Below are 15,372 nucleotides of genomic sequence, written 5' to 3'. Positions count from 1 at the left end.
CGGGTATGCACTTCACGCAACGCGAACAGCAGGCGCTCCGCGATGCTGGCGTTGAGCAAGCGACCATCGAAGCGGCCTCCGACGCGGTGGTCGAAGCCACCGACGACGCGGCCGGAGAACTGGAAGCCTTCTTCGACGGCCGCGAGACGGTGTACTCCGATATGGATATCGCTCACAGTTCCAGCGAGATTCAGGAACACACCGTCGAATACTGCGACCTGTTCACCCACGCCGACGACATCCGGGGCTATCTGCGCTTCGACACCTGGGGCGTTCCGGTCGAGGGCGGGCGCGTCCTGAGCGAGGGGAAAGTAGAGCTCTCGCTGGGACCGACAGTCCACGGACGGGTCCGCTTTGCCGCCGACGAGGACGCGCTATGACCGTCCGGGTCAGGGGCATCTACGCAACGGCGCTGACCCGGCTACTGCGCGAGGCGGACCACGAGGTCGTCCAGGCATCGGGTCCTATCGAGGACCGCTTCGACGGCGAGTTCGCCGACGAGCGGGCGGCGGTCACCGTGGTGACGACCGACGACCAGCAGGGTGTCGGCGTCATCGGTGACCACGACACTGCCGCGGCCGTTACCGACCGCCTGGCCGAAGTCGGCCGGGACACGCTTCGCTGGGACGACCCGACGCCCGAGGGCGCTATCTACGCAGGCACCGTGACCGAGACGCTGGGCAGCGGGGCTGTCGTGGACCTCGGCGACGGCGAGGGGTTTCTCCCGTACTCGTCCTCGGACGAGCGCGTCGAGACGGGCGATACGCTCCGGGTGCAGGTCGTCGAGGCGAGCGCGCCGTGGACGAACGGCCGGCCCGTGCTGGACACGACCGTCGCGGTCCGCGGGTCGCTCCTCTCGCTCGTGCGCGGCGGGACCGCCAACAGGTCGGGGACCGGCGGCCCGGCGATGCTGGACCTCATCGCCGCGGAGCCCCAAGACGGCTGGGGTGTCTCATGGGAAGCGGCGAGCGAGGACGCGAGCTTCGACGCGCTGGCTGCGGCACTCGACGCCGCCAACGACCGTGCGGCGGCCATCGATGCATCGCTCGACGGGGCCGACGCGCCCGAGGACTGCGCGCCGACCCGTTACGACGAGGGACGTTCGACGGCGTGGCTGTGGTTCGGCCGCGAGAGCCGGTTCGCCCTCGACGAGGTCCGCCGCGAGGTGACGTCGACGATGCCGGGCCACCACCGCGTGAAGGCCGGGGACCGCGCGGCCAGCGCCGCTGTGGACTACGTCGAAGCGCTGTGTGACGACCCCGAAACCGGCGAGACGGACTTCCCCTTCGCCGTAACGACCCGGCAGTTCGGCCCGCAGGTCGGCGGGTCGCTGTCGCTGGGTCACGGCAAGCCCGACGGCCGACTCATCACGCTAGGCAATGGCGAGGTCCAGTCCGTCGATGACGACGGAACGGTGACCATCGAGCGCGAGATGAGTCCCGGCGGCACCTACGACGCGCTGGGCGTCCCGAAGGAGGCCGGCGACATCGCTGAAACGAAGGTTAAGGAGGAGCGGTGGTGGTACCCGACGGTGTACCGCGACAGCGACGGCGACAAGAAGGGCACGTACGTCAACGTCTGCACGCCTGTCGAGATATTCCCCGACACCGCTCGGTACGTCGACCTCCACGTCGACGTGGTGAAACACGCCGACGGCACCGTCGAGCGGGTCGACGACGACGAACTCGACGCGGCCGTCGAGCGCGGCCACATCTCCGAGCCGCTGGCCGAGCGCGCCCGGAGTGTCGCCGCCGCTGTCAAGAGCGCACTGGAGTGACGCAACGGGGCTCAATCAGGCGGGCGAGATCAGTCGCGCCGGCGTCGGGCGCGCCACGCTGCGAGTCCGACCGCCGCGACTGCCGACCCGACGCCGAAGCCGGGACCGCCGACGCCGAGGGAGGTGCCGTCAGCGTCGGTAGCGTTGCCCGCCTCGTCGTCCGTGGGCGTTGGCGTCCGTATCTGCGGGTCGGGGAACGTGTACAGCCCGGGCTGGACCTCGGTCCCCTGGCTCGCGTTCGTGCTCCCGGCGACGAAACAGCCGGCGGCGCGCTGGGCGGTCCAGAACGAGGTTGTTTCAGTGTCGCGCCACTCGAACGCGAGTTCAGGCGCGGTCGGGTCCGTCAGGTCGTGGACCCGGACCCCGCCGTTGTACCACGCCGAGTAACAGCGGTTGTCGGTCAGTTCGAAGTTGTGTGCCGTCGTGAGGATGCCACCCGGCGATGGGTCCGAGGTCGGCGGCGGGTCGAGCGTGGACAGCAGTTCAGCGTCGGTCGGGTCGCTGATGTCGTACAGGTCGATGCCGCTGGGGCCGCCGCTGTCGTCGTCGCCAAGGTCCCATGATTCGCCGCCGACGCCCAGCAGCGACGCGTCCTCATTGACCGTCACGAAGTGGTCGTTGCCCGGCGGTTCGCTCCGCTCGGTCCCGGGGTCCTCGATTGCGGCGAGGTCTTCGGGGGAGCGCCCGCGGACCTTCGAGACGAGCGAGATGTCGCTCGGGTCGGATACGTCCACGACCCACGTCCCGCCGTCCCAGTACGCCAAGTAGGCCCGGTCGTCCTCCACCCACACATCGTGCAGCGGCCAGAGACTCGTCGGCACGTCGGTCCAGGCGTCGCCGGCGTCAAGCAGCGACCACTCGCCGACTTCCTCTTCGGCTTCGATATCGGCCACGAGCAAGGGGTTGCCGTCGCGGTCGTTCGCGGTCAGATAGGCGTAGCGGCCGTCAAAGTGACAGTTGTGGACCCGTGTGTCCAGTTCGAGGCCCGCGATTCGCTCCGGAGCCTGCCGGTCGCTCACGTCGAAGACGACGAAACCGTGAGCGCCGTCGGCGGGGTGGGCAGGCCCGGCGGCCAGCAGCCGCGAGCCGCTGACGGCGAGGTCTTGCACGCGCTGTATCGGACCGTCGTCGCTCTCTGCCAGCAAGTCGGTCCGGCGGCTGAGGAGTCGGGGACTGGTCGGCGTAACGAGGTCAACGAGCGCGATGCCGTCACCTGTCGCGACGTAGGCCGTGTGTCCGTCGGGGCTGGTGACGACCTCGTACACCGTCTCCATCTCTAGCACGCCCAGCGGGTCTCCGCCCGTCGCGGTATCCGCGGGCGCTGGCTCGGCCGTCCCATCACCGGTCGGCGTCGGATGGCCGCGGGTCGTCCCCGTAGCGAGGCCAACACCTGTCCCTGCAAGGGCGAGTCGTCGGAGGACCGTCCGGCGGCGCATAGCGGTCGTTGGGGGAGCCAGGGCAAGAAGGATTCCGGTGGGGCGTCAGTTCCCCTGAATCGCGTCGATAACCATCGCCGCGGCGATGATCGGCTCCTTCGGGACCGTGCTGGCGTCGTCGATGGTGATCTCGTAGCGGTCTTTCAGCGAGAACTGCCCGTCGATGTTGCCGACGTGGGTGCCGTCCTGGTCGGTGATCTCGTACTTGTGGGGAATCCACCCCCCAAAGGGGACGACGTTGCGGGCGATGGTCACGAGCGCGCCCTGAGAGTTGATCTCGGCGATCTTCGCCTCCGTGCTGGCGTCCCGAATCTTCCACGTGTCCTGAAAGATTGAGTAGTCGTTATCGAGGATGACGATGTCCTCGCCGGTCTTCGAGTCGGTGAGGACGTAGTTGCCGGCCACGTCGATGATGCCGCCGGCGTTGACTTCGAACACTTCGTCACCATTTCCGTCGACGAACGGGAACTGCTCTTTCATCTTCAGCATCTTCTGTTTCCCGCGGAGGACGACGTTCCCGGCGGCGTCCATGGCTTTGTACTTGTTGCGGACCAGACTCTGTTCGACAGTGTAGCTGTCATCAGAGAGGTCGATTCCCTTGATGTCGTACGTGGAGGGCGTACTCATATTATTTACCATAGAACACGCCGTAATCAAGCTTTCGACGGAACCAGTACCAATCAAGTACGGTTTCGGACGCAACCGACAGGGTTTCCCTCCTGCCGGCCAACGAAGATGCAAAGATGAGCAAGGATATAATCGAGGTCCGAGGGGCCGAGGAACACAACCTCAAGGACGTCGACGTGGAGATTCCCCGCGAGGAACTGACAGTCGTCACCGGGCTGTCGGGGTCGGGCAAATCCTCGCTCGCATTCGAGACGGTGTACGCCGAGGGCCAGCGGCGCTACATCGAATCGCTCTCCGCCTACGCCCGGAACTTTCTGGGGCAGATGGACAAGCCACAGGTCGAGAACGTCGAGGGGCTCTCCCCGGCGATCTCTATCGACCAGAAAAACGCCGCCAACAACCCCCGCTCGACGGTCGGCACTGTCACCGAACTCCACGACTACCTTCGCCTGTTGTACGCCCGCGTCGGCACGCCACACTGCCCGGAGTGTGGCCGCGAGGTCGGCGAGCAGTCCGCCCAGAACATGGTGTCCCGGCTGCTGGAACTGCCGGAGGGCACTCGCGCCAAACTGTGTGCGCCAGTCGTCCGCGACCAGAAGGGTGCCTTCGAAGACCTGTTCGACGACCTCGTCGGCGAGGGGTACAGTCGCGTCGAGGTCGACGGCGAGGAGTTCGACCTCACGCTGGACCGACCTGAACTGGACGAAAACTACGACCACACCATCGACGTGGTCGTGGACCGCGTGAAGATTTCGCCGGACGCCCGCTCGCGCATCACGGACTCCGTCGAAACCGCGCTCGAAGAGGCCGACGGGACGCTGAAGGTCATTCTGCCGGACCCGGCAGAAGGCGCGGCAGAGACGCTCGGCGGGTCAGACGCCCGGGCAACCGGCGACCTCGCCGACGGTGAGGAGGACGACGGAGCTACTTCAGACCGAATCGTCGTCGAACTCTCCGAGGACCTTGCCTGCACCCACTGCGGTATCGACATCTCCGAAATCGAGACGCGGTCGTTCTCGTTCAACTCACCGCACGGGGCCTGTCCGGAGTGTGAAGGGCTTGGCGAAACGAAGGAGGTCAGCGAGGACCTCGTCGTCACCGACCCGACGAAGCCGCTTAAACACGTCTTCGAGCCCTGGAGTTACGACCGGACGTACTACTCGCGGCAACTGGACAACGTCGCCGAGCACTTCGGCGTGGACCTCACGACGCCGTTCGAGGAGCTAGACGAGTCCGTCCAGCGGCAGTTCCTCTACGGGACCGACAGCAGGGTCCACTTCGAGTGGCGGACCAAGAACGGCACCCGTGAGAAGACTGAGCGCTTCGAGGGCGTCATCCCGAATCTGGAGCGGCGACACGTCGAGACGGATTCAGACCGCGCCCGCGAGCATATCGAGGAGTTCATGGCGACGACGACGTGCCCGGCCTGTGAAGGGACGCGACTCAAAGCGGAGTCGCGGGCAGTGCTCGTTGACGGCACCTCGATAACGGAAGTCAACGAGATGTCCATCAGCGACGCGCTGGCGCACTTCGAGGGGATGGAGGAGAACCTCTCGGCCCGGGACCGGAAGATCGCTGAGGAGATTCTCAAGGAGATCCGCGCCCGTCTGGGCTTCATGACCGAGGTCGGACTGGACTACCTGACGCTGGACCGTGAGGCGTCGACGCTATCAGGCGGCGAGAGCCAGCGGATCCGGCTGGCGACCCAGATCGGGAGCGGCCTCGTCGGTGTTCTCTACGTCCTCGACGAGCCCTCTATCGGCCTCCACCAGCGGGACAACGACCGCCTGCTGAACACCCTCGAAGAGCTTCGAGACCTCGGGAACACGCTGCTCGTGGTCGAACACGACACCGAGACGATGCGCCGGGCCGACCAGATAATCGACATGGGACCCGGACCGGGCAAGCGCGGCGGCGAGGTCGTCGTCAACGCCCCGATGGACGAGGTCATCGACACCGAGGAATCGGTGACTGGGGAGTACCTCTCGGGCGAGCGGACGATTCCAGTGCCCGACAGCCGCCGCGAGGCCGACGGCGAACTCACCGTTCGGGGTGCTCGCCAGCACAACCTCGCTGACCTCGACGTATCCATCCCGCTGGGGACGTTCACCGCCATCACAGGCGTCTCGGGCTCCGGGAAATCCACGCTGATGCACGACGTGCTGTACAAGGGGCTGGTGCGTCGGATGAACGACACCGACGTGAACCCCGGCGAACATGACGCTATCGACGGCCTCGACGACATCGAAACGGTTCGGCTCATCGACCAGTCGCCTATCGGCCGAACGCCCCGCTCGAACCCGGCGACGTACACCAACGTCTTCGACCACATCCGCGAGCTGTTTGCCGAGACGAGCCTCTCGAAACAGCGTGGCTACGAGGTCGGCCGGTTCTCGTTCAACGTCAAGGGCGGCCGCTGTGAGGGCTGTGGCGGCCAGGGGACGGTCACCATCGACATGAACTTCCTCTCGGACGTGACGGTCCCCTGCGAGGAGTGTGGCGGTGCGCGCTACAACGACGAGACGCTGGACGTGACCTACAAGGACGCAACCATCGCCGACGTGCTCGATATGACTGTCGAGGAGGCCTATGACTTCTTCGAGAGCCACAGCGGCATCCGTCGCCGGCTAGAACTCCTGAAGGACGTGGGGCTGGGTTATATGCGGCTGGGCCAGCCTTCGACGACGCTCTCCGGCGGTGAGGCCCAGCGCGTCAAACTCGCCGAGGAACTCGGCAAGAAGGATTCGGGCGAGACGCTGTACCTGCTCGACGAGCCGACCACCGGGCTCCACCCGGAGGACGAACGCAAACTCATCGACGTGCTCCACCGGCTCACCGACGACGGCAACACAGTCGTCGTTATCGAGCACGAACTCGACCTGATAAAGAACGCCGACCAGATCATCGACCTCGGTCCCGAGGGCGGCGAGAACGGGGGCGAACTCGTCGCACAGGGCACTCCGGAGGACGTGGCCCGGACCGAAGCGTCCTACACCGGGCAGTACCTCCGTGACCTCCTGCCGAACGTCGAGCTTGAGGGACCGCGGGCGGACCGCGACACGGCGGCCGAGCAGCCGGCCGCGGACGACGACTAAGGAAGTCGGTATGCTGAAAGCAGGCAATAGCTGAAACGGCCATCAACGTTTTTGACAGTAGGGAAACCTGATATAGCCAGTTATGGCGCAGTCGACAGCAGACCGCGTCGAGCGGAAACGGGGTATCGGTGGGCTGGCGAAGCAGGCGAACCCGGCGTTTGCTGTGGGGGCAGTCGCCGTCCCGTTCATCGCGTTTGCGGGGGCACTCGCCAGCGGAAACATCCGGGCGCTGACCTACGTCCATGTGATGGCCGGGGTGCTGTGGACTGGTATCGACCTGTTCATGGGCCTCGTGCTGGGGCCAGTGCTCGGCGGTCAAGAACCAGAGGGACGGGCAGACTTCTTCGCATCGTTCACGCCCAAGATGACGTTCCTGATGCCAACGCTGGCGACGGTGACTATTTCGGGCGGCATCCTGCTGGCACTTCGCCTCGGAAAGTTCCCCAACGCCGACCCGTGGCTGGCAATCCTGACCGCTGCGACGCTGATTCCGGTCATTCTCCTCATCGGCTATCAGTTCGACGCGCTGACCGACCCGAAGACGCTGGGCATCCTCGGCGTCGCCGTCGTGGGTTCGGGCGCGTATCTCGTCACGACGCTGCCGGCCTTCGCAATGACCTCGTGGTGGATGGTCGCCACGCTCGGTATCGTGACGCTGCTGTCCGTGCAGGGCTTTGGCGTCATCCTGCCCGGCGAGGTCCGCATCTACCGGCAGGTCGTCTCCGAGAACCCGGACGTCGACCTCGTCTCCGAAATCGGGATGCGAAACGCCAGACTGGGGGGCTTGCAGGGGCTGATGCAGTTGGCTATCGTGTTCGTGATGGTCGGCCTGCGCTGGTGGACGCCGTAGTCTGTGGGTACCGCCCATCGGGGGCGACAGGAACAGTCATCCTTACCACATACGCTCTCGTGTCGGCAGAACACCTACAGGTTAGCCGTCCGATACGTCGGTTCGTATGTCCGACCCTGACAGCGGTCCGACGGACCCCGAGGCGGTGCTAGAGGAACTCGCTGGGCTGCCGACGCTGGCGCATCCGACGGCGTCCCCTGACGGCAGCGAAGTGGCCTGCTACTACGACGTGAGCGGGCGCAACGAACTCCACGTCCTCGACGTCGAGGCCGGCACGCACGAGCAGTGGAGCGACGGCGATGTCCCCAGGAATGCCCGCTGGCACGTGGAGTGGGACGCCGACGGCGAGCGCGTGTTCTTCCACCTCGACGACGACGGAAACGAACAGAACGACGTGTACGCCATCGACCGCGACGGGTCGGTTGAGGCGGTCGTCGAGATGGACGGGCAGGTAGTGCTGCAGGACGTTGGCGAGGACGGCGAGACGCTACTGGTCGGGTCGACCCGGGACGGGCAAATGAACCTCTACAGTCACAACCTCGCGAGCGGCGAGACGTCCAAGATTACTGACTACGACCGAGCGGTTCACACGGGACTACTCTCGCCCGACGGGTCGCAGTTAGCGTACGCGACCAACGAGACTGACGACTTCGACAACATGGACGTGTACGTCAGTGACGCCGACGGGTCGGACCCAGAGACACTCGAAATCGGTGTCACTGGCGCGGAGGCCGCCCCGGCCGACTGGGGACCCAACGGTGACCGTTTACTCGTGATGGACAACAGCGGTGACCTGTCCCGATGCGGCGTCTACGACCTACGCACGGACGCAGTGACGTGGTTCGGCGGCGAGTACGAGGAGGAACCACAGGCGTTCCTGCCCGACGGCAAGCGGTTCCTCGCGGTCCGGACGCGTGAGGCGACGAAGCTCCCGGTCGTGTACGACATCGAGACCGGCGACGCACGCGAACTCGACCTTCCTGCAGGCGTCGCGTCGTTCGGCCGGATGGGCGGTGACCCGATACTGGATGGCGACCGCCTCCTGGCGCTGCATACGACGCCCACACGCCGCCCCGAACTGCTCACATACGACCTCGCGACAGACGAAACGGAGCCGCTGGTCGAGGCCGAGTACGGGCCGTTCTCGCCCGACGCCTTCGCCGACGCCGAGTACTTCACCATCGAGTCCGACGGCGTGCCCGAAACGCGGCAGGCGGCTGTCGAGTACGACCCGTACGACACGCTGGATATCGGCTGTCTCCTCTATGATTCAGGCGAGCGACCGTCGCCGCTCATCGTGAACCCCCACGGCGGCCCCCGCGGAATGGACAGCAAATCATTCGACCTCTACACACAGTTCCTCGTTCAGCGGGGCTTCTCCGTCCTGCAGGTGAACTACCGGGGTTCGACTGGCCACGGCCGCGAGTTCATCCGCGAACTGTACGACGACTGGGGCGGGGCCGAACAGGGCGACGTGGCCTCGGCCGCTGAACACGTTCTCTCGACCCGCGAGTGGCTTGACGACGAGCGCGTCGTCGTCTTCGGCGGCTCCTACGGGGGCTACTCGGCGTACTGGCAACTGGTCCAGTACCCGGACCTGTACGACGCCGGCGTCGCCTGGATCGGTCTCACAGACCTCGAAGACCAGTACGAGAACACGATGGCGCACTACCGAACAGAGTTGATGGAGAAGAACATGGGTACTCCGGAGAAGAACCCGGACCTGTACGAGGAACGGTCGCCCATCACCCACGTCGACAACCTCGACGCCCCGTTGTTCATCGTCCACGGCGTCAACGACCGCCGGGTCCCCGTCTCGCAGGCCCGCCTGTTCCGCGATGCCCTCGAAGACGCGGGCTACACCGAAGGACCGGACGGCGCGTTCGAGTACCGGGAGCTCGGTGAGGAGGGCCACGCATCCTCGGACATCGAGCAGAAGAAACGGCTGTTCCGCCTCCTCGACGACTTCCTCGGTCGGCGAGTCGGGACCGAAGCGGTCGCTGCCGACGACTGAGACGGATTGTTGTCGAGTATTTCCAACTAGTGCCGACACATACCGGTAAGGCGCTCTAACAATCCGTATGAGTCCTCAGTGTAGAAGCGCTTATGCCCCTGCCTCCCGACCGTTTCGGCCAACGATGGCTTGGTCGGGACGCGCCGAGAGCCGGTGTGGCTTCACAGATAACATCGTGGACGTACACGGCGAGGCCGAAGCGGCGTGGGAATGTCCACACGGCGCACTCGACGGCAAAGAACGGTGTCCGTTCCATTGCCAGCCTGAAGACGTCCCCGATGGCATGGACGTGTCCGAGGCGTTCCTCGACGCGATAGCCGGCGATGCCGCCGAGAGTCGGCAGGACCGCGAGCGGGCGAAGCAGTTCATCGGAGCGACGTTCGATGTTCTCGACCTGTCGAACGCGGTCGTCGACGCCGCCGACAACCATCCGGTCGACCTCCGCGGGGCGACAATCGGTCGGCTGGACTGCACGGACAGCGAGTTCGGCCAGCGACTCGACTTCCGGGGAGCGACGGTCACGGAAACGGCCACGTTCGACGGGACGTACCACGAAATCGATGCGAAAGACGCGACGATTTCCGAGGCAGTATTCAACGGGGTGACAGCGGACCGGGTCGACCTCAGGGGCGCGCAACTGGACACCGCTGCGTTCGAGAGCGCGGAACTGTCCGAAGTTGATGCCCGCGACGCAACAATTGAAAGCGCGACCTTCGACCGGGCCTCGGTGATTGACGCCGCCTTCGACCGGGTGACTATCGAGGAGGGGTCGTTCCAGCACGCCACACTGGAGATGGCCGACTTCGACGAGGCGACGTTCGGGACGGGCGACTTCTACCACGCGACCTTCGACGAGGCGGACTTCCGATGGGCGGAGTTCGGCACGGCGCGGTTCTACGGCGCGACGTTCAGCGGCGGCTACTTCAACGAGACCAGTTATGACGAGGCCGTTTTCGAGCGGGTGGAGGCCGAGCGACTCTATCTCCCTGACGTGACGCTCACCAACGCGACGTTCGCCGACGCGGCCGTCTCGATGAAACTAGTCGTCCACGACTCGGTGTTCGTGGGCACCGACTTCGAGGGCGCAAACATCGAGCGGCTCGACGCCACGGACACGACGCTGGTCGCCGCGAGGTTCGTCGACGCCGCTGTCACCGACCTCAACCTGAGCGGGGCAACGCTGGCGAGCCCGCAATTCGCTGACAGCGACATCGACCAGCTCCGTGCTGCGGAGGTGACCTGCATAGGCACCGTTCGACTCCACGGCTGCACCATCGGATCGGTCGACCTCCGGCCAGCGGCCGTCGGACCGGACTGCGTCGGACTCGTCTCGCTCTCCGAGACCACAGTCGAAGACGGCACGTTCGGCCAGCCGACTGCAGGCGCAGCGGTTTACGACCCCGAGCGAGCGACGCTTGGCACTGTCCGATTTGAGGGCGACGGGACGGAGAGCGTCCTCAGCCGTGTCGCGTTCTACCGGACGCGGTTCGCGGGCTTCGATTTCCGCGACGACGATGCCCTCGACTTGGAGGCTGCAAACTACCGGCTTCACGAACTCGACAGCAGGCTGTGGGACGGCCTGCGGACCGCGCTGTCGTACCCGGCAGCCCTCGACGAGGCCGTCGAAGCCCTGGCGGACGGCAACGAAAACGCAAAGACCGCCGAGCCAGGCACTGTCCCGAGAGTCGCGTCGGCCGGCGAGGACAGGGCGGGCTCGCCCGCCGGCGACGGTAACACGGCCGCGGCGGGCGATGAACCGCCGACTCTCACCAACCTGGCGGCCAAGCAGGCCCAGGACCATGCGGTCCCGACAGCCGCCCGCGCCACTGCCGAGCGACTCGGGACGGCGACAGAGGGGCGAATCGCGGCTGCCGCCGGCGAGGTGACATATCTCCGGGCCAAAAACGGCGCAAACGACATCGCCGACAACACCGCGGCCTCCGAGTTCTTCATGTCGCAGATGGGATACCGGCGGCGCTGTCAGTCCCGGCGCGTCCGGGACAGTGCGGCGTCGCTGCGGGAGCGGGGGCGGGCGCTCGCCCGCTGGGGGATGAACGCCTTCCTGTTCGTGACGACCGGCTACGGTGAGCGGGCATCGTACACGCTCGCGGCCTCGGCGGTACTCATCGTCACATACGCGGGGCTGTACCTCGCTATCGCGCCGGACCTGTTCGACAGTGTCGGCCAGTACGCCCAGCTCAGCCTCGGGTCGTTTATTGCCTTCTTCCTCGGCGGCGTTGGCGAGGTCAGTAATCCGACTGTGAGCCTCCTCGCCCAGTCCGAGGCGTTCCTCGGCGGCTTCTTCGTCGCGCTGTATGTTTTCGCCCTGACGCGGTCGGTCAGTCGCTGACCACCGCCAGCTTTCTTCGCTCGGGCAACGTAGGTCGGCCATGGACACCGTCTACGCCGCACTTGGTGACCGCGTCCTTGTTGGGGACGGTAACAGCGGCTGGGACGATTGCCTCCGTGGCCACGATATCGAGTGTGTCGCCGCAGAGGCTGCCGAGCCGGAGCGAGCCTTCGTGGGTCCCTCGGATGCTGGCCTCCAGCGGACCACCGACGGCGGCGCGACGTGGGAAACAGTCCTCGATGCCGGCGACCGCGTGACGAGCGTCACGGTCAGCCCGCGCGACGCTGACGTGGTGTGGGCCGGGACGGAGCCGAGCGCGGTCTACCGTTCGGCTGACGGCGGTGAGACGTGGACCGAGAAGCCCGGACTGACAGAACTGGACTCGGCAGCACGGTGGTCGTTCCCGCCGCGGCCCGACACCCACCACGTGCGCTGGCTCGCCCTCGCGCCAGACGACCCGGAGCAGGTGTACGCCGCCATCGAGGCCGGCGCGTTCGTCCGCAGTCCCGACGGCGGCGAGACGTGGGTCGACCACCCCGACGGCGCTCGGCGAGACAACCACACGCTGGCGACCCATCCTGACGCCCCAGACCGGGTGTACACCGCCGCCGGCGACGGTTTCGCGCTGTCGACCGACCGTGGAGCGGCGTGGACCCACCCGCAGGAGGGGCTAGCCCATCGGTACGTGTGGGGGCTGGCCGTCCACCCCGACGACCCGGACTGTGCTATCGTCTCGGCGGCCAGCGGACCCCGTTCGGCTCACAGTACACACGGCGAGAGCTACGTGTATCGATGGGACGGTGACCGGTGGACGCAATCGATGGACGGCCTGCCGGGACCGGAAGGCCTGGCCCGGCCGATTCTCAGCGCTGCCCCGACTGATGGCTTTCTCGCGTTGACGAACCACGGCCTGTTCCAGTCGAAACACGGGGAGACGTGGGTCAAGCAGAACCTCGTCGGCGGGGACTGGACAGCCGAGTACGACCAGGTCCCGAGCGGACTGGCCATCGTCTAATACCCCCACCTCGTGATTCGGTCGGAAGACGCGCGGAACACACAGCAGACAGCAGTCCTTACAGGGCGGTGACGGCCACGTATCCGATGCCGCTCGTCACGACCGTCCCGGCGGCCGCAAACAGGAGAATCTTCGCCGCTTTTCGCCGGTCAGCACGAACGGCCTCGCTTGTATCGACACTGCCGCGTTCCCCGCCCGACCCCGAGAGGTCGTAGCGGGCCAGCGCACCGAAGGCGACACAGAACCGGAAGTAGTCCTGAAACGCGCCAACGTACCCGCCGAAAATGAAGGGGATAGTCGCCCACAGCGACAGGTTGGGGACCGCGCCCACTGCGACGGCGAGCGCGAGACCGACAGCGACCGCAAACGAAGCAATGGCCGACAGTCGGCGGGCGCGGCGCTGGTTCGCTCCGATGTTACACACCCCGGGCTGATACTCTGCCATAGGCCATGACAGGGGCTACACCGACAAATACGCCCTGATTCGGGTAGTGACGCGACGGTCGGTTTCAAATGGTTGTGTCGTCAGGGGTGTGGTTTTTCATTTCGGCGGTCAACCATTCAGCTATGTCCCTCCAGTTCGAGCTATCGAAAACGTGGAAATGCGCCCTTATTGGCGGCGTCATCCCCGCAGCGTTCACGGTCGTGGACGTGTTGCGGTCAGCATCGAATATCACCTTTCAGGGGCTTTTCCTCGGCGGCGTCGTCGCAGGCTATCTGGTCAAACGTCACGGTGGGGTCGGGACTGCCGCCGGAATTAGAGCCGGACTCATTGGCGGCGTTCCAGCGCTCTGGTCGCTGAAAGAGCTGTTAGTGGCTATCCCAACGATTCCGAATCCGCTTTGGTTCCGGGTCGTCGGCGTCGGACTCGCCCTCGTTGTTGGTGTGCTACTGCTGGGCCTCCCGATGGCAGTCGGCGGCCTGGCCGGCCGTTTCGGCGGCTGGCTGGCTGAGCAACAGGGCCATCCGCGGGTCCCCACGGCGGGGAGTTGACCCGGCGGTCGTCCCGGAAACAGGGACAGCAGTCTGTATGAATCAAGAAGCTATTTGATTCGTGACACCGAGAGAACGTGTATGTACGATGTTGTGGTGGTCGGCGCGGGTCCGGCTGGGTCCCGGTACGCGCGTCAGGCGGCGAGTCGGGGGCTCGACGTGGTGGTGTTCGAACAGGGAGAGATCGGCAAACCACTGGCCTGCTCGGGCCACGTGAGCACGGATATCTGGGAATTCACCGAGGACGCCCGCGACGAACTGTTCCAGAACGAGATTTCCGGCGCACGTTTTCACACGGGCGGTCCCGGAAGTCAGGACCATCCCTTCTACAAGGACGAGGTCATCTCGAACGTCATCGACCGCGTCGGCCTGGACAAGCACCTCGCGGAAGTGGCCCGCGACGCCGGTGCCGACGTTCGTGAGGAACACTCCGTCGTCGGCGTCACCGAAGACAGGGACAGCGTCACCGTTGAAGTCCGCGGCGACGACGGCGTCGAGACACACCGAGCGAAGATGGTTGCCGGCTGTGACGGCCCGAAGAGCCGCGTCCGGCGGGAACTCGACCTCCCGGAGCCCGACGAACTGCTGCATGGTGTTCTCGGGTTCAGCGATGAAGTGGACCACGGCGATTTCGTCGACGTGCACCTCACCGTTCCGCGCTTTTTCGCCTGGCGCATCCCGCGGGGCGAGGCCGGTGTTGAGTACGGACTGGCGGTGCCGCCGGGCGATGACGCCCGCGGCCGTTTCGAGGAATTCGTCGACGGCTACGGCGTCGAAACTGACCACCGCTGTTCGGGACTCATCCCGATTGGCCCGCCGAAGCGAGTCACCGGCCGACGGTCGTTCCTCATCGGTGACGCCGCGGCCCAGACCAAGCCCTTCACCGGCGGCGGCATCCGCTACGGCATGACCGCCGCCGACCACGCAGCCCGAGAGATAGACCCCGAGGACCCGGCGACACTGGGCGAGTACGAGCGGGCGTGGCGCGACGACCTCCGGCAGGAAATCCGCCTCGGCCACGCGGTTCGGGCCGGCTACTCTGCGCCGGAGCCGATACAGAAAGCCGGGATGAAAGCCTTCGAAGGCGAGATCGGCGTCCACATGGACCGGCCGACGACGCTGTTCTCCCGGGAGCAGTTAGCAGCGCTGTTCTCCCGGTCCTGACGGACGTGTTACCGAACTATCGTGTGCAGGTAACGTTTTTACCGACCGCTG

General features: G+C 65.9%; 12 protein-coding genes. 9 read left to right on the top strand and 3 right to left on the bottom strand.

The window, feature by feature from the left end; all coding sequences use genetic code 11:
* Window positions 1-5: 5 nt before the first annotated feature.
* Complete coding sequence (locus G9C82_RS11860) at window positions 6-380, top strand: hypothetical protein (RefSeq protein WP_127014202.1); 375 nt, start codon at window positions 6-8, stop codon at window positions 378-380.
* Window positions 377-1,777, top strand: coding sequence for a DUF402 domain-containing protein (locus tag G9C82_RS11855; RefSeq protein ID WP_127014201.1), 1,401 nt, complete (start codon window positions 377-379; stop codon window positions 1,775-1,777). The genes G9C82_RS11860 and G9C82_RS11855 overlap by 4 nt, the downstream gene beginning before the upstream one ends.
* Window positions 1,778-1,806: 29 nt before the next feature.
* Here the strand turns inward: G9C82_RS11855 and G9C82_RS11850 are convergent, their stop codons facing one another.
* Window positions 1,807-3,213 carry an LVIVD repeat-containing protein gene (locus G9C82_RS11850; RefSeq protein ID WP_127014200.1) on the bottom strand — a complete coding sequence of 469 codons (1,407 nt, stop codon included), beginning with the start codon at window positions 3,211-3,213 and terminating at the stop codon, window positions 1,807-1,809.
* Between the two features lie 45 nt (window positions 3,214-3,258).
* Window positions 3,259-3,840, bottom strand: a complete 582-nt coding sequence (locus G9C82_RS11845; RefSeq protein ID WP_007188641.1) for an LURP-one-related/scramblase family protein — start codon at window positions 3,838-3,840, stop codon at window positions 3,259-3,261.
* Window positions 3,841-3,956: 116 nt separating this feature from the next.
* Here G9C82_RS11845 and uvrA point away from each other — a divergent pair, with 116 nt between their 5' ends.
* The 5 genes from uvrA to G9C82_RS11820 all read left to right on the top strand — a co-directional run bounded on the left by uvrA (window position 3,957) and on the right by G9C82_RS11820 (window position 13,164).
* Window positions 3,957-6,935 (top strand): excinuclease ABC subunit UvrA, encoded by a 2,979-nt coding sequence (uvrA, locus tag G9C82_RS11840; protein ID WP_127014199.1) that lies wholly within the window; start codon window positions 3,957-3,959, stop codon window positions 6,933-6,935.
* Between the two features lie 82 nt (window positions 6,936-7,017).
* Complete coding sequence (locus tag G9C82_RS11835) at window positions 7,018-7,785, top strand: hypothetical protein (protein WP_127014198.1); 768 nt, start codon at window positions 7,018-7,020, stop codon at window positions 7,783-7,785.
* 106 nt (window positions 7,786-7,891) lie between these two features.
* A complete protein-coding gene (locus G9C82_RS11830) occupies window positions 7,892-9,799 on the top strand; it encodes a prolyl oligopeptidase family serine peptidase (RefSeq protein ID WP_127014197.1) in 1,908 nt (635 codons plus the stop codon).
* A gap of 124 nt (window positions 9,800-9,923) precedes the next feature.
* A complete protein-coding gene (locus G9C82_RS11825) occupies window positions 9,924-12,149 on the top strand; it encodes a pentapeptide repeat-containing protein (RefSeq protein ID WP_127014196.1) in 2,226 nt (741 codons plus the stop codon).
* A gap of 40 nt (window positions 12,150-12,189) precedes the next feature.
* Window positions 12,190-13,164, top strand: a complete 975-nt coding sequence (locus G9C82_RS11820) for a hypothetical protein (protein ID WP_127014195.1) — start codon at window positions 12,190-12,192, stop codon at window positions 13,162-13,164.
* A 58-nt stretch (window positions 13,165-13,222) separates the two neighbouring features.
* Here G9C82_RS11820 and G9C82_RS11815 read toward each other — a convergent pair whose 3' ends face one another.
* Window positions 13,223-13,609 (bottom strand): hypothetical protein, encoded by a 387-nt coding sequence (locus G9C82_RS11815; RefSeq protein WP_127014194.1) that lies wholly within the window; start codon window positions 13,607-13,609, stop codon window positions 13,223-13,225.
* 68 nt (window positions 13,610-13,677) lie between these two features.
* Between G9C82_RS11815 and G9C82_RS11810 the strand changes: the two genes are divergently transcribed.
* Window positions 13,678-14,157, top strand: a complete 480-nt coding sequence (locus G9C82_RS11810; RefSeq protein WP_127014193.1) for a DUF5518 domain-containing protein — start codon at window positions 13,678-13,680, stop codon at window positions 14,155-14,157.
* Between the two features lie 81 nt (window positions 14,158-14,238).
* The gene (locus G9C82_RS11805; RefSeq protein WP_004958519.1) at window positions 14,239-15,321 is read left to right on the top strand and encodes a geranylgeranyl reductase family protein; all 1,083 of its coding nucleotides are present in this window, start codon (window positions 14,239-14,241) and stop codon (window positions 15,319-15,321) included.
* The last annotated feature ends 51 nt before the right edge of the window (window positions 15,322-15,372 follow it).

Source organism: Haloarcula sp. R1-2, from assembly GCF_011627385.1.
Lineage (GTDB): Archaea > Halobacteriota > Halobacteria > Halobacteriales > Haloarculaceae > Haloarcula > Haloarcula marismortui.
Note: the sequence above shows the minus strand (reverse complement) of the source record. Positions and strands in the feature narration are given on the sequence as shown.